The sequence below is a fragment of the Kribbella sp. C-35 genome, assembly GCF_046549195.1.
Classification (GTDB): domain Bacteria; phylum Actinomycetota; class Actinomycetes; order Propionibacteriales; family Kribbellaceae; genus Kribbella.
In genome coordinates this window covers 609427-630118 of the sequence record NZ_JAJPWG010000003.1, presented here as the reverse complement: position 1 = coordinate 630118, position 20692 = coordinate 609427, and the positions used below count along the sequence as shown (strand labels likewise).

Annotated in this window: 23 protein-coding genes; 15 read left to right on the top strand and 8 right to left on the bottom strand. The window is 68.1% G+C overall.

Annotated features, from left to right (window positions below; genetic code table 11):
• The first annotated feature begins 6 nt into the window (after positions 1-6).
• Entirely contained in the window at positions 7-1173 is a 1167-nt protein-coding gene (locus ACLJOO_RS22895; protein ID WP_410789319.1) for an epoxide hydrolase family protein, read from the top strand.
• Entirely contained in the window at positions 1170-2276 is a 1107-nt protein-coding gene (locus ACLJOO_RS22890) for a winged helix DNA-binding domain-containing protein (protein ID WP_410789318.1), read from the top strand. The genes ACLJOO_RS22895 and ACLJOO_RS22890 overlap by 4 nt, the downstream gene beginning before the upstream one ends.
• On the opposite strand, the gene ACLJOO_RS22885 is transcribed toward ACLJOO_RS22890, so the two are convergent.
• Positions 2273-2614: an MmcQ/YjbR family DNA-binding protein gene (locus tag ACLJOO_RS22885; RefSeq protein ID WP_410789317.1), complete on the bottom strand. Its 342-nt coding sequence runs from the start codon at positions 2612-2614 to the stop codon at positions 2273-2275. The genes ACLJOO_RS22890 and ACLJOO_RS22885 overlap by 4 nt on opposite strands.
• Before the next feature lie 64 nt (positions 2615-2678).
• Between ACLJOO_RS22885 and ACLJOO_RS22880 the strand changes: the two genes are divergently transcribed.
• The 5 genes from ACLJOO_RS22880 to ACLJOO_RS22860 all read left to right on the top strand — a co-directional run bounded on the left by ACLJOO_RS22880 (position 2679) and on the right by ACLJOO_RS22860 (position 8363).
• On the top strand, positions 2679-3755 hold the full coding sequence (locus ACLJOO_RS22880; RefSeq protein ID WP_410789316.1) for an alpha/beta hydrolase: 1077 nt from the start codon (positions 2679-2681) through the stop codon (positions 3753-3755).
• Positions 3715-4461 carry an esterase family protein gene (locus ACLJOO_RS22875; RefSeq protein ID WP_410789315.1) on the top strand — a complete coding sequence of 249 codons (747 nt, stop codon included), beginning with the start codon at positions 3715-3717 and terminating at the stop codon, positions 4459-4461. Before ACLJOO_RS22880 ends, ACLJOO_RS22875 begins: the two co-directional genes overlap by 41 nt.
• Before the next feature lie 57 nt (positions 4462-4518).
• Entirely contained in the window at positions 4519-5754 is a 1236-nt protein-coding gene (locus tag ACLJOO_RS22870) for a RimK family alpha-L-glutamate ligase (protein ID WP_410789314.1), read from the top strand.
• Between the two features lie 4 nt (positions 5755-5758).
• Positions 5759-6625, top strand: coding sequence for an amidohydrolase family protein (locus tag ACLJOO_RS22865; RefSeq protein ID WP_410789313.1), 867 nt, complete (start codon positions 5759-5761; stop codon positions 6623-6625).
• 115 nt (positions 6626-6740) lie between these two features.
• Positions 6741-8363 carry a DUF222 domain-containing protein gene (locus tag ACLJOO_RS22860; RefSeq protein ID WP_410789312.1) on the top strand — a complete coding sequence of 541 codons (1623 nt, stop codon included), beginning with the start codon at positions 6741-6743 and terminating at the stop codon, positions 8361-8363.
• 130 nt (positions 8364-8493) lie between these two features.
• Here ACLJOO_RS22860 and ACLJOO_RS22855 read toward each other — a convergent pair whose 3' ends face one another.
• The 5 genes from ACLJOO_RS22855 to ACLJOO_RS22835 all read right to left on the bottom strand — a co-directional run bounded on the left by ACLJOO_RS22855 (position 8494) and on the right by ACLJOO_RS22835 (position 11745).
• A complete protein-coding gene (locus ACLJOO_RS22855) occupies positions 8494-9048 on the bottom strand; it encodes a hypothetical protein (RefSeq protein WP_410789311.1) in 555 nt (184 codons plus the stop codon).
• The gene (locus ACLJOO_RS22850) at positions 9045-9542 is read right to left on the bottom strand and encodes a SigE family RNA polymerase sigma factor (protein WP_410789310.1); all 498 of its coding nucleotides are present in this window, start codon (positions 9540-9542) and stop codon (positions 9045-9047) included. Before ACLJOO_RS22850 ends, ACLJOO_RS22855 begins: the two co-directional genes overlap by 4 nt.
• A gap of 126 nt (positions 9543-9668) precedes the next feature.
• On the bottom strand, positions 9669-10340 hold the full coding sequence (locus ACLJOO_RS22845; RefSeq protein WP_410789309.1) for a cation diffusion facilitator family transporter: 672 nt from the start codon (positions 10338-10340) through the stop codon (positions 9669-9671).
• Positions 10333-10719 (bottom strand): ArsR/SmtB family transcription factor, encoded by a 387-nt coding sequence (locus ACLJOO_RS22840; RefSeq protein ID WP_410789308.1) that lies wholly within the window; start codon positions 10717-10719, stop codon positions 10333-10335. The genes ACLJOO_RS22845 and ACLJOO_RS22840 overlap by 8 nt, the downstream gene beginning before the upstream one ends.
• Positions 10720-10728: 9 nt before the next feature.
• Entirely contained in the window at positions 10729-11745 is a 1017-nt protein-coding gene (locus ACLJOO_RS22835; protein ID WP_410789307.1) for a TRM11 family SAM-dependent methyltransferase, read from the bottom strand.
• 185 nt (positions 11746-11930) lie between these two features.
• On the opposite strand from ACLJOO_RS22835, the gene ACLJOO_RS22830 reads away from it, so the two are divergent.
• The 3 genes from ACLJOO_RS22830 (at position 11931) to ACLJOO_RS22820 (ending at position 15022) form a co-directional block, all read left to right on the top strand.
• On the top strand, positions 11931-12428 hold the full coding sequence (locus ACLJOO_RS22830) for a GNAT family N-acetyltransferase (protein ID WP_410789306.1): 498 nt from the start codon (positions 11931-11933) through the stop codon (positions 12426-12428).
• The gene (locus tag ACLJOO_RS22825; RefSeq protein ID WP_410789305.1) at positions 12400-13116 is read left to right on the top strand and encodes a class I SAM-dependent methyltransferase; all 717 of its coding nucleotides are present in this window, start codon (positions 12400-12402) and stop codon (positions 13114-13116) included. Before ACLJOO_RS22830 ends, ACLJOO_RS22825 begins: the two co-directional genes overlap by 29 nt.
• Before the next feature lie 100 nt (positions 13117-13216).
• Positions 13217-15022, top strand: a complete 1806-nt coding sequence (locus tag ACLJOO_RS22820; RefSeq protein ID WP_410789304.1) for a glycoside hydrolase family 2 protein — start codon at positions 13217-13219, stop codon at positions 15020-15022.
• Here ACLJOO_RS22820 and ACLJOO_RS22815 read toward each other — a convergent pair.
• Positions 15007-16005, bottom strand: a complete 999-nt coding sequence (locus tag ACLJOO_RS22815; RefSeq protein ID WP_410789303.1) for a YeiH family protein — start codon at positions 16003-16005, stop codon at positions 15007-15009. The genes ACLJOO_RS22820 and ACLJOO_RS22815 overlap by 16 nt on opposite strands.
• A 188-nt stretch (positions 16006-16193) precedes the next feature.
• Between ACLJOO_RS22815 and ACLJOO_RS22810 the strand changes: the two genes are divergently transcribed.
• Complete coding sequence (locus tag ACLJOO_RS22810) at positions 16194-16967, top strand: GntR family transcriptional regulator (protein WP_410789302.1); 774 nt, start codon at positions 16194-16196, stop codon at positions 16965-16967.
• 115 nt (positions 16968-17082) lie between these two features.
• Here ACLJOO_RS22810 and ACLJOO_RS22805 read toward each other — a convergent pair whose 3' ends face one another.
• A complete protein-coding gene (locus ACLJOO_RS22805; protein WP_410789301.1) occupies positions 17083-18006 on the bottom strand; it encodes a LysR family transcriptional regulator in 924 nt (307 codons plus the stop codon).
• A 110-nt stretch (positions 18007-18116) separates the two neighbouring features.
• Between ACLJOO_RS22805 and ACLJOO_RS22800 the strand changes: the two genes are divergently transcribed.
• The 4 genes from ACLJOO_RS22800 to ACLJOO_RS22785 are packed head-to-tail and all read left to right on the top strand — an operon-like array spanning position 18117 to position 20677.
• Positions 18117-18827 (top strand): SDR family NAD(P)-dependent oxidoreductase, encoded by a 711-nt coding sequence (locus tag ACLJOO_RS22800; RefSeq protein ID WP_410789300.1) that lies wholly within the window; start codon positions 18117-18119, stop codon positions 18825-18827.
• Between the two features lies 1 nt (position 18828).
• A complete protein-coding gene (locus tag ACLJOO_RS22795) occupies positions 18829-19923 on the top strand; it encodes a YbfB/YjiJ family MFS transporter (RefSeq protein ID WP_410789299.1) in 1095 nt (364 codons plus the stop codon).
• A complete protein-coding gene (locus tag ACLJOO_RS22790; RefSeq protein ID WP_410789298.1) occupies positions 19920-20270 on the top strand; it encodes an SgcJ/EcaC family oxidoreductase in 351 nt (116 codons plus the stop codon). Before ACLJOO_RS22795 ends, ACLJOO_RS22790 begins: the two co-directional genes overlap by 4 nt.
• 11 nt (positions 20271-20281) lie before the next feature.
• On the top strand, positions 20282-20677 hold the full coding sequence (locus ACLJOO_RS22785) for a VOC family protein (protein ID WP_410789297.1): 396 nt from the start codon (positions 20282-20284) through the stop codon (positions 20675-20677).
• The last annotated feature ends 15 nt before the right edge of the window (positions 20678-20692 follow it).

The following is a 20692-nucleotide window of genomic DNA, read 5'->3' as shown; positions in this document are numbered from 1 at the left end:
CGAAGTATGACCAACACACAGGAGATCCGCCCGTTTCAGATCGACATCGACGAGGCCGACCTGGCCGACCTGAGGTTCCGGCTCGAACACACCCGCCGGCCGCGTCCGGTCCCGGGAGACGCCGACGACTGGAGCCGCGGGATCCCCGGCGGCTACCTGCTCGACCTGGCCGAGTACTGGCGTACGTCGTACGACTGGCGGAAGGCCGAGCAGGAGCTCAACCGCTATCCGCAGTACACGACCGAGATCGACGGGCAGGTCATCCACTTCTTCCACGTCCGGTCACCCGAGCCGGACGCGATGCCGCTGCTGATCACCCACGGCTATCCCGGATCGGCGGTCGAGTTCCTCCGCCTGCTCGGGCCGCTCTCGGATCCGGTCGCCCACGGTGGCCAGGCCGCCGACGCCTTCCACGTCGTCGTACCGTCCTTGCCGGGGTTCGGGTTCTCGACGCCGTTGTCCAGCGGCGGCTGGGAGCTGGGACGGACCACCGCCGCGTTCGCCGAGCTGATGACGCGGCTCGGTTACGAGCGATTCGCCGCGCAGGGCGGCGACATCGGCGCCGGTATCACCGGGCACCTGGGCGCGACCGTGCCCGACCGCGTGATCGGGACGCACATCAACAGTGACCGGGGCACGCTCGCCCTGGCCGGGGAGTTCGTACCGCTGCCGGACGACCTCGACGAGCAGGATCTCGCGGTCGTCCAGGAGGCCAAGGCTGCCTGGCAGGCGGGACGTGGCTATCTGGATCTGCAGAACCACACGCCGGACACGATCGCGGCAGCCCTCACCGACTCCCCGGTGGCGCAGCTCGCCTGGATCGCGGAGAAGTTCCAGCTGTGGACGGATCCGGCCAAATCGCCCGAGGAGTCGGTGGACCGTGACCAGCTGCTGACACTGGTCAGCATCTACTGGTTCTGCCGCGCGGGGGCGAGCGCTGCCCGGTTCCTGTACGAGGCCGCGCACTCCGATCTCGGATGGGGCGCCAAGTCGTCGGTGCCGGCCGGATGGGCCGTCTTCAACAGTAGCCCGGTCGTTCGCCGCATCGCCGATCCGGAGCAGCAGATCGGGCACTGGACGGACTTCACCGAGGGCGGTCACTTCCCCGCGATGGAGTGCGGCGATCTGCTGGTCGAGGACGTGCGCGCCTTCTTCCGTACGCTTGGCCGATGAACGCCTCGACCCCGGTCCGCGTGCTCAGCCGTCGTGAACTGAACCGTGCTCTCCTCCAGCGGCAGCAGTTGCTGCGCCGGGAGAGCGGCACGGTCGCCGAGTTGATCGAGCGGCTGGTGGGTCTGCAGGCGCAGGCCCCGCTGGCGCCGTACGTCGCGCTGTGGTCGAGGCTCGAGGGCTTCGACCCGGCCGACCTGTCCGCGCTGATGACTTCACGCCAGGCCGTTCGCGCTTCGCTGTTGCGCTCCACGATCCATCTCGTCACGGCCGAGGACTGCCTGCTGATGCGGCCGCTCGTGCACCCGGTCGCGGACCGCGGGTTCCGCGGCGCGTTCGGCAAGCAACTGGCCGGGGCCGACCTCGACGCGATCGTTGCCTTCGGCACGGAATTGCTGAGCCGCGAGCCGTACAGCCGGAGCCGGCTGCGCGACGTGCTCGGTGAGCGCTGGCCGGACTGGGACGCGAACGCGATGGCGTACGCCGTCAGCTACCTGACCGGCAGCGTGCAGGTGACACCGCGCGGTGTCTGGGGCGAGACCGGTCCGGCCGCGCTGCAGACGATCGAGAGCTGGCTCGGTCGACCGCAGGTGACGGATCCTTCGATCGACGCGCTCGTCCGGCGGTACCTGGCGGTGTTCGGTCCGGCGAGTGCGGCCGACGTCCAGATGTGGTCGGGGCTGACGAGATTGCGTGAGGTCCTGGACCGGCTCCGGCCCGGGTTGCGCGTGTACGCCGACGAGAACGGGGCCGAACTGTTCGACGTACCGGACGGTCCGTTGCCTGACGCTGAGACGCCCGCGCCGGTGCGGTTCCTTCCGGAGTTCGACAATCTGCTGCTGTCGCACGCGGATCGGCGGCGAGTGAACCCGGCCGGACGGCAGGTACCGCTGCCGCCCGGCAACGGCGCCGCGATGGGCACCGTCCTGATCGACGGCGACTACGCGGCCGACTGGCGTCATCACCGCGGCGCGGACCCGAGTCTGCGGGTCACCGCCCACGGCCCGGTCACCGCCGCCGAACAGGAAGCGATCGAGGCGGAGGCCGTAGCGCTCCTCGGCCTGATCGGCAGCAAGGACACGCCCGTCGTCGTGACCTCCGGCTAGGTTCCGAAGTACTCGGCGCGAACCTTCTTCGGGACGCACAGCGCCCAGGCGTCGAGGATCAGCTCGCGGAGTTCGTCGTACTCGACGGCCGCCAGGTTGAGCTCGATCCACTGGAAGCGTTCGTCGGACGGGCGCGGCGGGAGGAACTTGTCGGGCTCGGCGGCGAGGGCCGCGGCGCGTTCCTCGCGCGGGAAGCCGAGGCCGATGGTCTGCTCGTCGGCCGCGACCGCCAGATAGACGATCTGGCCGACGCGGAACTTGATCCGGTCCCGGACCAGTACCTCGTAGCTGCGCGGGAGGTCCGCGGTGATTTCGCGGATATCGGTGAGATCGACCACCTTCCTACGATAGAACGGCATCACTGACAGCCCTTGTCAGTATTTCCGCCGGTACCTTGATTGGATGTCCGGTTTGGTGAGCGCGGTCGAAGGGGCCGAGGTGGTGTTCCGCCTCGGTGACGCTGCGCATGCGTTCACGGGCGTTCGGTTGTGGCAGGAGCTCGGTCTGCCGGCCGAGCTGCTCGAGTTCAAGCCGGTCGACTACGGCTGGGAGCTGCGCCTGCCGCGGCCGTCGGTGCACCGGATGGAGTATCTGTTCGACATCGCGAGCCTCGGCACGCGGACCGATCCGACCAATCCACGGACCGTCGACGGAGCGTTCGGGCACCACTCCTGGCTGCCGTTGCCCGGGTACGTCGAGCCCGAGTGGCTCACCGTGCAGCCAATCCCGTCGACGCTGACCTCGATGACGGTCGAGTCCCCGGTCGGACAGGTCCACGTACAGGTCTGGGCGCCGGAAGGCATCGCACCCTCGTTCGAGCTGCCTCTCCTGCTCGCCCACGACGGTCCGGAGTTCGCCGCGTACGCCGGTCTGGCGCAGTACGCCGGCGCGATGGTCGCCAGATCCGCGCTGCCGCCGTTCCGGCTGGCCCTGATCGAGCCGACCGCCCGCAACCTCTGGTACGCCGCGAATCCGCAGTACGCCCTGTCTTTGACGCAGTACGTCGTACCGGCCGTGCGGGCGCAGTACCAGAGTCGGCGGCCAGTGATGATGGGCGCGAGTCTGGGGGCGCTCGCGGCGCTGCACGCGGAATGGAACTTTCCGAACACGTTTTCCGGGCTGTTCCTGCAGTCCGGGTCGTTCTTCACGCCGGAGACCGACCCGCAGGAGTCGAAGTTCGAGTTCTTCGCCGAGGTGACCGGGTTCGTCGCGCAGGTGCTGGCGGCAACCACGGCGCCGAGTACGCCGCCCGTCGGGATCACCGCGGGGACGACCGAGGAGAACGTGCACAACAACCGGGTGATGGCCGCACGGCTCGCCGAACTCGGGCTGGACGTCGTACTCGACGAAACTCCGGACATGCACAACTTCACAGCCTGGCGGGATGTGCTGGATCCTGAGCTGACGGAGCTACTTCGACGGACCTGGGGTGGGGCTGATGGAACGGGAGCAGGTCGAGTTGGAGGCGCCGGGGCTTGACCGCCGCGGAACGCTGATCCGGTACGGCCATTTCGGCCGCCCGGTGCTGGTCTTCCCGAGCGAGCAGGGACGCGCCTGGGACTACGAGAACAACGGCATGGTCGACGCGGTCGCCTCGCTGATCGAGGACGGCCGGGTCAAGCTGTACTGCGTCGACTCCTACGACCATGTGAGCTGGTCGGACCGCAGTATCCAGCTCGAGGACCGGGCCCGCCGGCACAAGCTGTACGAGTCCTGGATCGTGAACCAGGTGGTGCCGACGATCGGGTCGGACTCGCCGGGCGTCAGCGACATCATCACCACCGGCTGCAGCCTCGGTGCGTTCCACGCGCTGAACTTCGCGTTCAAACGGGCCGACCTGTTCCCGGTCGCGATCTGTCAGTCCGGCAACTACGACGCGGCCAGTTGGCACGCGTGGGGCGAGCGCGGCGACGCGACGTACTTCAACAACCCGGCCGACTACCTGCCCAACCTGTCGGGCGACCATCTCGACTATTTGCGCAGGCGGCTGTTCATCGTGCTCACAGTGGGTCAGGGTGACTGGGAGACCAACCCGACCGGCTCGCTGCCGTCGGCCCGCGCGACTGATGCTGTGCTGACCGAGAAGGGCATCCCGCATGAGCTGGACATGTGGGGGTACGACGTAGCACACGACTGGCCCTGGTGGCGGCAACAGCTCGCCCATCAGCTGCCCCGATTCTGTTAGGAGTCCCCCTCCTCTCCGCTTTCCTTCCTTTCGTTCTCCGACCTCGTAGGAGTTTCTGTGTCTGACCGCTCAAGGCATTTGATCGGGTTGTTGCTGGGCGCCGAGGAGGACTGGCCGCAGGCGTTCGAGGCGTTGCTGCAGCGGGTCGGGCCGGTGACGATCGACGGGCACGAGCACGAGTTCGGGTCCCGGCGGCTCACCATCGAGCCGTTCGACCTGAACGATCCGGTGCGCGTCGGGCTGGTGATCGACCGGCTCGCGTACTGGTACTACCACCCACGCGAGTGGCTGAAGAAGGCCGCGCTCATGAACGGCACGTACCTGCTGAACTCCCCGTTCACGTTCCAGGCCATGGAGAAGCATTCGGCGTACTGCGCGATGCTCCGGCTCGGCCTGAAGATCCCGCGGACCGTGCTGGTGCCGTACAAGAACCCGGTCGACAACGTGCGCTGGGCGTACACGTCGTCGACGTACAACCGGCCGTTCGACCTGGACGCGATCGCCGACGACCTCGGCTACCCGCTCTACATGAAGCCGTTCGACGGCGGCGGCTGGCGGGGCGTCTCGCGGATCGGGGATCGTGACGATCTGCACCGCGCGTACGACGAGTCCGGCGAGATGCTGATGCACCTGCAGGCGACGATCGAGTACGACAAGTTCGCGCGGGCCCTGTCGATCGGCGCCGAGACGATGGTGATGGACTTCCGCCCGGACGAGCCGATGCACAACCGGTACGCCGTCTCGCACGACTTCCTCAGCCCCGCCGCCGGCCACGAGGCGGTCGCGATCAGCCGGATCGTGAACGCGTTCTTCGGCTGGGAGTTCAACTCCTGCGAGATGCTGGTCAAGGGTGACTCGGTACACCCGATCGACTACGCCAACGCCTGCCCGGACGTTGCGGTCACGTCACTGCACTACTACTTCCCGTGGGCGCTGAGTGCGTTGGTGAAGTGGTCGGTCTTCTGCCTGGCGACCGGTCGACGTTCGTCGGTGGATCTGCACACGGAGCGGTACTTCGAGATCGCGGACGACTCTTCGTTGGACTACGAGGCGAAGCTGAACGCGTACCTGGCCCTCGCGGACGAGCACTTCGAAACCGCGAAGTACCACGAGTGGTGCGCCGCCCACCTGGGCGACTTCGACCTGCGGGTCCGGGACTGGGTAGCCGGCCCCGACTTCGCCCGCATACTCCAGGAGACGGTCGCCGCGACGTACCCGGTCCACGAACAGGAGAAGTTCATGGCCCACTTCAAGGGCCTCACCGACCTCTGGGTGGCCGATCAGGCAGGCTAGAGGCGTGCGTGACGCAGATGTGCCGACCTGGTGGCGGCGGCTCGGGCTCGACGGGCTGGTGGATGTGCATGTGCATTTCCTGCCGGACCGGATGATGAACGCGGTCTGGGCGTACTTCGACCAAGCCTCCGAGCATTACGGAACCGAGTGGCCGATCGCCTACCGGACCTCGGTCGAGGAGCGGCTGAAAACGCTGGATTCGTTGGGGGTGCGGGCGTTTCCGGCGCTCGTCTACCCCCACAAGCCCGGCATGGCCGCCTCGTTGAACGCGTGGGCGCGGGACTTCGCGGCGGTGACACCTGGGTGTGTGGCGAGCGGGACGTTCTTCCCCGAGCCTTCAGCGGCTGCGTATGTCCGCGAGGCGCTGGAGTTGGGGACGCGGATCTTCAAGGTGCATGTCCAGGTCGGCGACTACGACCCCCGCTCCGGCGAACTCGACGACGTGTGGGGCCAGCTGGCCGAAGCCGCCGTACCGGTCGTCATCCACTGCGGCTCCGGCCCGATCCCCGGCCGGCACACCGGTCCCGGGCCGATGGGCGAGGTACTGCGACGGCATCCCCGGTTGACTGCGGTGATCGCCCACCTCGGAATGCCGGAGTACGCCGAGCATCTCGCACTCACGTCGTACCCGAACGTCCACCTCGACACGACGATGGCCCTGACCCCCTTCACCGAGTCCCTCATGCCCTTCCCCCGCGACCTGGTGCCCCGCCTGGCCGACCTCCAGGACCGCATCGTCCTCGGCTCCGACTTCCCCAACATCCCCTACGAATACGCCGTCCAACTCACGTCACTGGGCTCACTGAACCTAGGCGACGACTGGCTACGCGCGGTCTGCTGGGCGAACGGCGCCCGGCTCCTCGGTTTGTGATTTTGTTGCCCTCGGCAATATCCACAGGAGGTTCCGGCTGTGGATAACAGAATCCCTTGAAAATAAGGGGTTCCGGCTTTGAAAACTGTCGGTGGCGGTGTCTAGGCTTTACTACATGGACAGACCGCCTGAGTTGATGAGCGACGCCGAACTGGCCCACGCCCTCGACCAGTGCGACGCTGACCTGGCCCGGGTGGAGACCCGTCGGTTGCGGATCGTCGGGGCGATGGACAGGTCTGGGTACGCCGAACGGGTCGGTGCCCGTGACATGGTCCAGTACGTGGAGTTCCGCTATCGCCTGGACCACGTCCGCGCGTACCGCGACGTCCGCCTGGCCCGCGCCCTCCCCAAGTACTCCGCGGTCTCCGCAGCGCTCCCCGGCCCAGAGACTCCCCAGGTGCTGCTGCGCCCGGCACAGGCCGAGGCAATCGTGACCGCCCTGGAGAAGGTCCCGACAACCGTACCGGTCGACGACCTCGAGTTCGCCGAACAAGAACTCGTCCGCCTCGCCCGCCACCTGGCACCCGCCGATCTCCGCAAGGCTGCCGAACAATCCCGCGACATCCTCGACACCGACGGCCCCGAACCCGAAGAGCACAAGGCCGCTGCCCGTGAGACCTTGACCTTGAAGACGGCCGATCGGGGGGTGAAGTTCACCGGGTTTCTGGCCAACGAGAACGCCGAGCTGTTCCGGACGCTCATCTTCACCGGTGCCCGCCCGCACAAGACCGTCGATGGCGAGCGTGACCCGCGCTCCCGCGAGAAGCGCCAAGCCGACGCCCTCACCACCACACTGACCCTGGCCGCCACCGCCCTAGACGCAGGCACCCCCTCACCCACCATCCCCCGCCCCACCACGCCACGCCCGACCACGCCGGGCGACGGCGACTCAGGTACGTCAGCTGCGAAGACACGGAGCGAGCCGGACAACGGTCAAGACAACGGCGCGGACGGCGCGGTAGCTCGCCATGCGTGTGATGGCGTGGGTGGTTCGCGGGGTGGGGTCGTGGAGACGGTGCCTGGGTTCGGCGCGAAAGCGAACCTCACCGTCACCATCGACTTCCAGGACCTCAAGGCGGCCACCGCGGACGCGATCGGACACACCGTCCACAGCAACGGCCTGTCCGCCGCCACCATCCGCCGGCTTGCCTGCGACGCGAACGTCATCCCGATCGTGCTCGGCTCCAACTCCGAACCCCTGGACGTCGGCCGCCGCGAACGCCTCGTCACCAAGGCCATCCGCCGCGCCCTGAACACACGCGACCGCGGCTGCGTGATCTGTAACGCGCCGCCGGTCATGTGCGACGCGCATCACCTGATCTCCTGGATCGACGGCGGTGAGACCAAGGTCGAGAATCTCGCCCTGGTCTGTCGCCGCCACCACACCGACCTGCACAACGGCCACTGGACCATCACCATCACCAACGGCGAAGTCCACGTAACCCGCCCCCAATGGGCCGATCCACCACCCCGTTCACGCAGATCATCGGATGACGCATCCCGGGCACACGAGCCGCCGGGTGAACGACCCACGGGCATGCCAAGGCCCCAGACTTCCACCCCAGCAGACGATCCGTGGGGTGAGACCGACGTGCCCGCAGCCGGCGCATCCGGCGTCAGACCGAGTCGGTGGCATGCCGACGATCAGACGCGCGCGGAAGCAGCCCGGTTCGCGGTCTGGGGCGACCGGACCACGAACGAATCCGGCGCCGGCCCGCCATCCTTCACCACAGTCTGACCCCGCCGCGTCCCCTGCAATTCTCGAGCGCATCGGCGGCCCCGCCATGCCCTGGCAGCGGCACGGCGTGTACCGGCGTACGGGTCGGGCCCAGGGCCGCCGCGCTTTGGTGCCGGCTGTAGCGGCACGGCTATCGGGAGGGGCTGATGTCGCCGACCATCCACAGCGGGCCGCCGACGCAGTCGCGGCCTGTCCACGTGTCCTTGAACCTGTCGACACCACCGCCGCCGATGTCGAGGGGGGTGCCGGACTTCGCGACGACATGGTTCGGACCGTCGAGGATCTCGAATGACTGAGCATCTCCCCGGACGGTGTACCCACGGGGCCACACGAGCGTGATCCTGGATTGACCCGTACCAGCCCGAACGCACCCGCTCGCGTCGACGGTCAAGGTGGCTCGGAGAAGCGCCTCCATCCCACTGGGATTATCCAAGTCGGACTGGACGATCCGAGGCGGCAGGCCGCCACTAGCTGTCGGCGGGTGTCCGTCGCCGGGGCGGACGACCCAGGTGGTCCCCGCGACCACCACCGCGGCGGCAACCGCGACACCCCCGACCGCCAGTCGTCTGCTGCGGATCCGGCGGCGCTGGATGCGTTCGACGACCGCGTCCTCGGCGAGGTCAACGACGTCGCTGCCCTCAGCGGCCGTGACCCGGAGCATTTCTCGTAGATCGTTGGCAGTCATTGCGTGCTCTCCTCCGTGATGCCGAGCTGCACGGCGAGCTTCGCCCTTGCGTCGGCCAGGTGTCGTTTCACCGTGCCCTCGGCACAACCGAGTTCGTCGGCGATCTCGGCGACGGTCAGGTCTTCGTAGTAGCGCAGAACAACACACGCCCGCTGCCGCGGCGAAAGGGTCGCTAGCCCTCGCCGGACCTCGTCCGCCACCGCGAGCCGGTCGTCATCGTGGTGAGGTACGTCGACCAGGAGATGACGGGTCGCGTTCCACCGCTTGAGTCGCCGGCGACTGTCGACGTACTGGTTCAGCATCGCGCGCCGGACATACGCCTCGAGTTGGTCGATGTCCTCGCCGATCCGGCGGCGGCCGAATACCCGCGTGAGCGCTTCCTGGACCAGGTCGCCGGCGGTCGTTGGATCACCGGTCAACAGGTAGGCGTAGCTACGGAGCGCGCCGCCGCGCGTAGCCAGCAACGTCCGGAACGCACGCTCCCAGTCAGCCACCACACCACCATCCGTCCACTCACCGACCTAGACGAACAACGAGGCCGCGGCGTTGGGGGTCCGCCAGAACAATTCTCGGATCGAGTTCCACAGCCTCGCGCCGTCACCGCGGCGCTGTCCCGGAGTTCAGGCTTTGCAGGGCCCGCCGAGGGGTGAGCAGCAGCCTTTGCCTTGCCAAGCTTCGATGCCTTCGCGTACTGCGACGGCGGCGATGATCAGGCCGGCGATCGGGTCGGCCCAGGACCAGCCGAGTGTGGCGTTCAGGACGAGGCCTACGAGGAGCACGGCGGACAGGTAGGTGCACAGGAGCGTCTGCGTCGAGTCTGCGACGACGGCGTTCGATCCCAGCGCCTTTCCGGTACGGCGTTGCGCCCAGGAGAGGAACGGCATCACGATGAGCGAGGCGATGGCCAGGCCGATGCCGACAGGGGATGCCTCGGGATCGGCGCCGGTGAACAGCGTGCGGATCGACTCGAAGCCGACGTACGCCGCGAGCGCGAAGAACGAGAACGCCAATAGTCGAAGGGCTTGACGTTCGCGGGACTCGGGCAATGGGTGGCGGAACTGCCACAGGATGATCAGGCCGCTGGAGACCTCGACGACCGAGTCCAGCCCGAACCCGACCAGCGCGACCGAGCCGGCGACCAGGCCGGAGGTGATCGCAACAACCGCCTCAACCACGTTGTACGCAACGGATGCGCCGGCCAGCAACTGCGCCCGCTTCCCCAACCGGCGGCGCTCAACAGGATCCACCACCCAGGCAGCCCCCGCCGCCCCAAGCTGCAGCGGCTCACCCATGACGCACCCCCGACACAGCGGTCGCGGCGGGTGGCAGGCCGTAGTTTGGGCAGAGGGCTACGGCGTCGCCGGTTAGGCCTAGGAGGCGCTCGGCTGCTGACAGGAGGTTCATCGTCGCCTCGGGGTGCGAGAGGCTGAACATTGATGCCCGGCCCTGGGGGCGTGACTCGACCAGCCCGCAGTCACGTAGGCATGCGAGGTGCTTGGAGACCGTCGACTGTGCGAGTCCGAGGTGTTCGGTCAGGTCGACGACCCGGTGCTCCCCCAGCGCCAGGTGCCGAACGATCGCCAACCGCGACGCATCGCTGAACCCGTGGAACAAACAGCCGGCCACCGCCAACGCAGCCGTCTCATCGACCTCGATCTGATCCATCGCCATTTGGCGATGTTATCGCGGCCGGGCGGTTCCGGGTAGACGGGTCCGCGCAAGGACGTAGGCGGTCGGCGTCGCGCCTTTGTATCTCAGGAGACGCTGCCGCACGATCTTCAGCCCGATCCGCCGCTCGACCGCTTCGAGGAGCAGGCGCTTGTCCTCGGTGAGGAGTACGGCGCGCCCGTCGCCGGTGAGGATTCGATGGATCTCGTCGAGTACGGCGGGATACAACGTGCGGTTGGCGCGATGGCTACCGACCTGCTTGCCGAACGGGAGATTCGCAACCACCCGATCCACGCAGCCGGACGCGACCGGCAGCACCTCGGCAGTACCCCGAACAAACGAGGGCGAGCGACCGACCACGAGGGGGTTCGCCGTGACGAGAGAGTGCGCGGCGGCGAGAGAGTTCCCCGTGGCGAGGGTGAGGGCGGTTGGGTTGTGGTCGAGGCCTAGGAGGTGGGTGGTGGGGTGTTGGCGGCGTACTGCGTGGAGGATGGTGCCGGTGCCGCAGAACGGGTCCAGGACTCGGTGGGTTGGGTGGATCTTCGCCAGCCGTACCAGGACTTCGACGACGACGAAGTTGGTTGACCATGGCAACCGTTCCGAACGACCGAACCGGCGCGTCCACGACAGCGGGCCGAACTCCGCGATCCACCCGTCGGCGGAAGGGACGAGGTTGACATCCCAGTCGCCCGGCCGGTTCACCCAGCCGAATCGTTGCTCGGTCGCGTTGATCATCTCCCGTCGCCGCTCCGGATCGTCCACGCCGACCCGGAACTTGACCGGCTCTGGAAGGGTCCCGAGTACGCCGAATTGCAGCGACTTCCCGGGATCTCGCAGGGCGACCGTCGAGTAGAGCGCACAGGCGGCGAGCTCGTCGAGCGAGCCGGCGATCGCACACTCGACGGTGTCGACAGACGCCTGGCGGATCGAATGGATCGACGCCATCGCTCGCAGTTCCTCGATGAGGAGATCGGCCGCGCCGTCGATGGTGCGCAGGACGAGGTGATCGGTGATGCAGGGCATGACCATGCCGGACAAGTTGGCTCCTGAAGGCTCGCGATCGACAGAACAGTCGAAGCGCGGCGCAGGCACGTCACATCGAGCCGACCCTGTCCAGGGCCCGCCACGACGTACCTACACCTTCAGAAACGCTGCATCGATCAACAGCCTATGGCCCGCCGCCGTACGAACTCATCTGCTTTTACGATGCGGGGGTGAAGCACATCGTGGAGGAGCGGTCGGCCGAGGATCTCGAGTTGGGTGAGTTGTTGGCGGCGGCCTTCGGTGAGCTTGTTGCGAAGTATGGGGTCGAGGGGCGGTCGCAGGTCAAGGACGGGGCGCGGTACTTCGTGGTGCTCGATGACGCGCGGCGTGCCGTCGGGTGTGGCGCCGTACAGGCGTTCGGGCCGGGCAGCGAGCATCCCGGCGACGGTGAGGTGAAGCGGATGTACGTCGTCCCGGCCGCACGTGGGCGGGGATACGCGCGCGCCTTGCTGGCCGGGCTGGAAGAGGCCGCTCGGACCGCCGGCTACCCGACGCTTCGCTTGTCCACAGGTGACCTTCAGCCTGATGCGATCGCCCTCTACGAGTCGAGCGGATACACGCTGACAGTGCCCTGGGGAAAGTACGTCGATCAGGCCGGAACACGCTGCTACGCAAAGGGGATTCCGGTAGAATTCAGTGGTGACGGGACCTCGCATTTTCACGGTTGACCAGTTGCTCGATGTGCTCGATCAGGTGGTGAGTTCGAGCGGGCGAGGAGACCGCTCCAGCGCCTCCGCCGCGGAGTACTGGACCGGGTTGCTGACCACACCCGGGCATCCGCTCGCCACCCAGCTCCCGGACGAACCGCTGGTCGATTGGCACGAGCGAGGTCTGCTCGGCGAGCTCGAGAATGCGCGCGTTCTCGACGTCGGGTGCGGTGCGGGCCGTAACACCCGGTGGTTCGCCGAGCAGGGCGCGACCGTCGACGGGATCGACCTGGCCACGGACCTCCTCGACACGCTACGGCCGACGATGCCCGCCACGGTCACGTTGACTGCGGTCGACGTACTGCGTGATCCGCTGCCGGCCGGTGAGTACGACGTGGTGTACGACTCCGGGTGCTTTCACCACATCGCCCCGCATCGCCGGATCACGTACCTGCAGCGCGTCCTCCCGCTCGTGCGGCCCGGTGGGCGGTTCGGGATCGTCGCGTTCGCCGCCGAGCGGATGGAGACGCCCAGCGACCTCGACGTGGTCATGACCGGCGATACATACGGCGGCATGACGTTCTCCCTGGACGACCTCCGCACGATCTTCGGCGCCCTCACCCCGCTCGAGCTCCGCGCCGTACAGCCGGGCCGCGAAACCACCTTCGCCCCCGACTTTCTGAACGCAGCCCTCTTCACGCACCCCTGAGGGGCCGATTCCCAGTCCGCGGAACTGGCCGTTGCCGGGGCTATTCCAACGTTGTAAAGTGCTTGTGTCCCGCCACCGATCAAGCATCACGGGAGAGTTCATGTCGCAGCCTCGTGCGGAGTACCCGCGTCCGCAGTTCGTTCGGCCCGAGTGGGTGAATCTGAACGGCGAGTGGCAGTTCGAGATCGACCGGTCGGACTCCGGGCTGGAGCGCGGCCTGCGGGAACGCGAGCTGACGCAGCGGATCGTCGTACCGTTCGCGCCGGAGACCGAGTTATCCGGGATCGAGGACGTCGACTTCATGGAGGCGGTCTGGTACCGCACCACCGTCACGATCCCCGCGGAGTGGGACGGCAAGGACGCCGTACTGCACTTCCAGGCCGTTGACCACGACACCACCGTCTGGGTGAACGGCGAAGAGGTGGTCCGGCACCGCGGCGGGTTCACCCCGTTCAGCGCCAACCTGCACCACGTCGCCAAGCCCGGCGAGCAGGCCACCATCGTCGTCCGCGCCCGCGACACGCACCGCGGCCCGCAGGCGCGCGGCAAGCAGAGCCAGCTGTACTTCAACCACAGCTGCCTCTACACCCGCACCACCGGCATCTGGCAGACCGTCTGGCTCGAAGCGGTCCCCACCGTGCACCTGAAGCGGCCCCGGATCACCCCGGACGTCGCGGGCTCCAGCTTCCACCTCGAAGTACCGGTCTCCGCGAACAAGCCCGGCTACAAGATACGCGCCATCCTCAAGGACGCCGACGGCGAGATCACCACGGCCGACGTACGCGCCGACCTCGACCTGGCGCCGCGCCTGACGCTGCAGGTCCCGGCCGACCGCGTCCGCCTCTGGGACACCACGGATCCGCACCTGTACGACGTACGCTTAGAGCTGATCGATGCCGACGGCAACATCGCGGACGCCGCCGACTCGTACGCCGGCCTGCGGTCGGTGAGCATCAACGGCAAGGCGATCCTGATCAACGGCAAGCACGTGTTCCAGCGGCTCGTGCTGGACCAGGGGTACTGGCCGGAGAGCCTGATGACCGCGCCGTCCGAGGAGGCGCTGATCCGCGACATCGAGCTCAGTCTCGCGGCCGGGTTCAACGGCGCGCGCCTGCACCAGAAGGTGTTCGAGGAGCGGTTCCTGTACCACGCGGACCGGCTCGGGTACCTGGTCTGGGGCGAGTTCGGCGACTGGGGTTCCGGTGGCGACACCGCCGAGAACAACCAGCAGCCGACGGCGTCGTACGTCGGCCAGTGGCTCGAGGCGGTCGAACGCGACTACAGCCACCCGAGCATCATCGGCTGGTGCCCGCTGAACGAGACGCACCAGCTCCTGCACGACCGGATCACCCAGCTCGACGACGTGACCCGCGCGATGTTCCTGGCCACGAAGGCCGCGGACACGAGCCGTCCCGTGCTGGACGCGTCCGGCTACAGCCACCGCGTGCCCGAGACTGACGTCTGGGACTCGCACAACTACGAGCAGGACCCGGCCGAGTTCGCGAAGCAGATGGCGGATCTCGTGAACAACAAGCCGTACGGCAACACCGGCGGCCCCGAGGGCAAGCCGATCTCGCTGGCGTACGACGGCCAGCCGTACTTCTGCAGTGAGTTCGGCGGCATCTGGTGGAACGCGGAGAAGGCGGCCGCCGGGAAGAGCGGGAACTCCGCGGACTCCTGGGGCTACGGCCAGCGGGTCGCGAACGAAGAGGACTTCTACACCCGCTTCGCCGGCCTGGTCGACGCACTGCTCGACAACGAGTTGATGTTCGGCTACTGCTACACGCAGCTGACCGACGTGTTCCAGGAAGAGAACGGCATCTACAACTTCGACCGCAGCAACAAGCTCGACGTACCGCGGATCAAGGCAGTCCAGGACCGCCAGGCCGCTTACGAGAAGGACTGAAGCCCGAGGCTGCCGACAGCGACCAGGATCCAGAGGATTGCTCCGAGGAGGAGCGGCCTGGGTCCTGCGTCGCGCAGCTCGCGCGGGCGGAGCGACAGACCGATCGCGGCGAGGGCGGCGGTGATCAACACGCCGCCGGTCACGCTCAGTCCCGGCAGCCAGTGCTCGGGGATCACGCCGGCGGAGCGTAGGCCTGCGGCCGCGATGAAGCCGATCAGGAACAGTGGAACGAGCTTGCGCCACGGCAACGGTTTACGAATCGACGCCGTGGCGCCTGCGTAGGAGCCCTCGCCCGCGGCGTCGAGTGCACGGGCGACGCGGTTCTCGCGCCGGATCTTCAGCGCGACCAGCGTCAGCACGATCGGGATCAGGGTGAGCGACCGCGTCAGCTTCACGACGATCGCCTGATCGCCGGCTGCCTGGCTGTACGCGTACCCGGCCGCGACGACGGACGACGTGTCATTGATCGCCGTACCGGCCCACAACCCGAACGCCTCCGGGCTCATGCCCATCAGGTGACCGAGGGGCGGGAACGTCAGGACGGCGACGATGTTGAAGGTGAAGATCGTCGCGAGCGCATAGGCGACGGACGAACGCTTCGCGCCGATCGCGGCGGTCGCGGCCGCGATCGCGGAGCCGCCGCAGATCGCCGTACCGACGCCGATCAGGATCTGGGTGTCGCCCCGTACGCCGAGAATCCGGCCGAACAACCACGCGCCGCCAAGAGCGAGCGCCAGCGTGCCGAGCATGACGGGCAACGACGAGACGCCGACGCGCGCGACCTGCTGCAGCGACAGTCCAGTGCCGAGTACGACGATCGACAGCTGGAGCAATGTCTTCGAGGCGAAGTCGTACCCGGGACGCCAAACCTCCGAGCGCAGCGCCGGGATCACGCTGCCCGCGATCACGCCGAGCAGGATCCCGAAGACCGGTCCGCCGACGAGCGGCACGAGGCGCCCGAGCGGGACCGCCACGGCAGTCACCAGGAGCACGATCCACAACCCGCGCAGCCGCCGTACGGCAGACCCGAGGCGACGGACGGTGGGAACGGCGGTGTGGGGGTGAGGTGGCCTAACCTCAAGCTGCACCACTAGCCGGTTCCCTTCCGCGAGAAATGTACGTACATTCACGGTAGGAGATGACCGGACATTTGGCAACCCGGGAAGGATCCATGCGGAAGCTTGAGCGAGGCAGCGGTGAGCCGCTGTGGAAGCAGCTGCAGGAGGATCTCGTACGGCGACTGCGCTCCGGGGAGTTCGATGACGCGTTCCCGGGTGAGCTCGCGCTGGTCGAGGAGTACGCGGTCAGCCGGCACACGGTCCGCCAGGCGCTCGGGCAGCTCCGTACCGACGGGCTGATCGTCGCGGAACGCGGCCGGCAGCCGCGGGTCGCGACCGCGCCGGAGATCCGGCAGCCGATGGGCGCGCTCTACAGCCTGTTCTCCTCCGTCGAGGAATCCGGCCTGCCACAGCACAGCGTCGTCCGGGCACTCGATCTCCGCGCGGACGGCGTGGTCGCCGCCCGCCTCGACCTCGAAGGGTCGATCCCCCTCCTCTACCTCGAGCGCCTCCGGTACGCCGGTGACGAGCCGCTCGCCCTCGACCGTGTCTGGTTGCCGGCCGCCCTCGCGGAGCCGCTGCTGGACGCGGACTTCACCCACACCAGCCTGTACAACGAGCTGGCCGAACGCACCGGCATCAACCTCGACCACGGGCGCGAGGACATCCGCGCGATGAACCCGAGCCCGGCCGAGCGCGCACTCCTGCACTGCCCCGCCGACGCCGCGGTCTTCTCGATCATCCGCCAGGGCACCGCGCAGAACCGTCCGGTCGAGTGGCGGCACACCATCGTCCGCGGCGACCGCTTCGCCCTCTCCGCCGAGTTCTCAGCCAACGCCGGCTACCGCCTCACCCCGGCGACGACCGCACTCGCCCAGGCCTGGTAGCCGATCCCCTGGCCATCACAATCGCCGGTCCGGGTGACCGGCCCGCGAGAGGCGGCTCGGCGGACGCGATTGTGATGGGCTGGGGATCCGTCAAGCGTCGTGACCCGAAGGGCGATCAGCCGCCCCAGGTCGAAGCCAGGCGGAACGGGTCCTCGGCCGGTAGCCAGCTGCCTGGGTCGAACTCGACCTTCACGTCCCGCGTCAGCGCCTCGACGGTCGCGAGTACGGCGGGGCGGGCCTCGTCCTGCCGGGACACCAGCGCCCACGTCCACACCGGGATCGGATCGACGATCGGCCGGCGTACGAAGTCCCGCGGGAGTGGGGTTGCGTCCCGTTTCGGCGAGCCGACGACCGGGCGTCCCAGACGACGTACATGGTCGTAGAAGGCGGGACCCGTGATGCCGTGGTCGTCGATGCGGACCACCGATGCCCCGGTGGCGCGGGCGAACTCCACCGCGTAGATGTTCCACGAGGCCCAGGCTTCGGTGTCCGCGTCGACCAGCACGACCGTGTCGCGCGCCCGCACGGGCGAGTCGTCACCGATCGAGAACGCGAACAAGCGGTCCGCACCCAGCAACGAGCCGACCAGTTCCTGTTCGGCCAGGTCGGTTGCGCGCACCCAGCAGATCGCGAGGTCGATGCTCCCGTCCGCGACCCGCGCGGCCTGCGTGTGCGACGGCATCACCCAGGTGTCCACGAGCAGTTGCGCGACCCCGGAAACGCGTTCCGCCAGATCCGCCGGCCGCCAGCTGACATAGCCCAACCGCACCGGCTCACTCGCCGCGAACCCCCGAGCGGTACGTCGCAACGCGTCGGCCTGCTCGAGCAACGCCCGCGTCTGCGGCAGCAACGTCTCGCCGAACGCGGTCAACCGCACGGTCCGGCGATCGCGCTCGAACAGCCGTACGCCGAGATCGCGCTCGAGCGACTTGATCTGTTGCGACAACGACGGGCCGGCGATGCGCAACCGGGCCGCGGCCCGCCCGAAGTTCAGTTCCTCGGCGACCGCCACGAAGTACCGCAACTGGCGCAGCTCCACGCCTGCAGCGTAGTAGGCCGCGCCTCTCAGCTGGGAGCAGACCGGTCGTGGAAAAGCGCACATGGTTCGACAACGATCGAAGTACATCACCCCGATCGAGAGAGAGAACCATGAACCACCGCAAAGTCGCCGTGATCACCGGGGCGTCCCAGGGCATCGGCGCCGGGCTCGTCACGGCGTACCGCAAGCTCGGCTACGCCGTCGTCGCGAACTCCCGCACGATCGCGCGCTCCGACGACCCGGAGGTGCTGGCCGTGCCCGGCGACCTCGCCGAGCCGGGCGTCGGCGCCCGGGTGATCGAGCAGGGCCTCGATACCTTCGGCCGGATCGACAGCCTGGTCAACAACGCGGGCGTCTTCGTCGCGAAGCCGTTCACCGAGTACACCGACGAGGACTACGACCGGATCGCCGGCCTCAACCTGCGCGGCTTCTTCGACACGACCCGCCGGGCGATCGCCGCGATGCTGGAGAACGGCGACGGCGGGCATGTCGTCAACATCACGACGACCTTCGCCGACCACGCCTTCAGCACTGTGCCGTCGGCGCTGGCCTCGCTCACCAAGGGCGGGCTGAACTCGGTGACCAAGTCGCTCGCCACCGAGTACGCCGCGCGCAACATCCGCGTCAACGCGGTCGCACCAGGTGTCATCCGTACGCCGATGCACCCCGAGGAAACGCACGAGTTCCTCGCCGCGCTGCACCCGGTCGGCCGGCTCGGCGAGATCGAGGAGATTGTCGACGCGGTGACGTTCCTGGAGACCGCGAAGTTCGTGACCGGCGAGGTGCTGCACGTGGACGGCGGCCAGCAGGCAGGTCACTGAAATGAAGCAGTGGCGCCTGGCGGGTCAGGGTGCTGCGGCGCTGGCCGGTGGGATGGGGATCGGCCGGTTCGCGTACACGCCGATCCTGCCGATGATGCACACGCAGGCAGGTCTGTCACCGCGACTCGGCGCAGCCCTCGCGACGGCCAACTACACCGGCTACCTCGCCGGTGCCTTGGCGGCGGTGGTCGCGCCGAGGCTCCTCCACTCCCGCTGGGCGCTCCGGCTGTCGCTGCTGGTCCTGGCCGCAACACTCGCGTTGATGCCACTGAGCCAAAGCGGTCCGCTCTGGCTGGGGCTGCGCTTGATCGCAGGGATCGCGAGCGCACTGGTGTTCGTGATCGCGGTCAGCGCCGTACTCCCCCGGCTGCACAGCCACCACGTCGGCTGGGCCTTCGGCGGTGTCGGCGTAGGCATCGCACTCTCGGGTGCGGTCCTGGTGGGTGGCGACTGGCGTACGGCGTGGTGGATCACGGCCGTGCTGACGATCGCCTGCACGCTGCCGGCGTGGCACCTGACCGGATCACCCGCACCGCCGGCTACTGAGCGCGGGACCCGGTCACGGCACTTCACCGCTCTGCTCGCCAGCTACACCTTGGAAGGGATCGGCTACATCATCGCCGGTACGTTCCTCGTTGCCGCGATCAACGAAACCGCCTCCGGACCGGTCGGCAACGGCGCCTGGATCGTCGTCGGCGTCGCCGCCGTACCGTCGACCGCGCTCTGGGCCCGTCTCAGCCGCCGATGGTCACGGTCGACCCTCCTCCTGGCCGCGTTGCTGCTCCAGGCAGTCGGTATCGCGTTGCCGACCTTCGTGCACGGTGTCGCTGCCGCGCTGATCTCCGCCGCATTGTTCGGCGCCACGTTCCTCGGCGTCGCCAACCTCGCGATCGCGATCGGCACCGAACTCGGCGTGCCGCACGCGGTCGCCATCCTCACCACTGGCTACAGCCTCGGGCAGATCGTCGGGCCGCTGGCGGTCGGACCCCTACTACACAACGGATATCACCAGGCGCTCCTGGTAAGCGCCGGCGTCGTCGCCCTCGCCGCGGCCGCCGCGCTCCTGGTCCGCCATCCCTTGAGGAGCCTCACATGAACAACAGACTCACGAGCGTCCTGGACCAGTGGAAGTCGGGCATTGACGACCACGATCCCGAACGCGTCGCCGCCCTCTTCACGAAGGACGCCATCTTCCAGGGCCTGCATCCGTACGGCGTCGGCCGTGATGCCGTAGCGGAGTACTACGACTCGCAGCCGCTCGGCCTGTCTCCGCAGTACCGGATCTTGGAGACGCGTGCGCTGAGTGACGACCTGGTGCTCGGGTACCTGACGGTCGACTTCTCGTTCACCGACCGGCCCACGCTGACGGTCAATCTGAGCGTGCTGCTCCGGCGGACCGACCATGGTTGGCTGATTGCGCACTATCAGGTGTCGCGGTTGTAGATACTGACTGCATGGGTGTCAAAGAGTTGCGGTTGGTTGTGACGGTGGACGACTACGACGCCGCGGTGGCGTTCTACCGGGACGCGCTCGGGCTACCCGAGCGCGAGTCCTACACGACAGGGGATGCGCAGGTGATGATCCTCGAGGCCGGTCGGGCGACGCTCGAGCTCGCGAACCGCGCGCAGGCCGAGTACATCGACGAGGTCGAGGTCGGGCGGCGGGTGGCCGGCAAGTTCCGGGTCGCGCTCGAGGTCGACGACTCGGCGGGCCTGACGACACGGCTGACCGACGCCGGCGCCAAGGTCGTCGCCGAGCCGACCCGGACGCCGTGGGACTCGCTGAACGCGCGCCTCGAGACCCCGGGCGGGATCCAGCTGACCTTGTTCACGGAGCTTGACCTCAAGTGAACTGGAAGTGCTGAG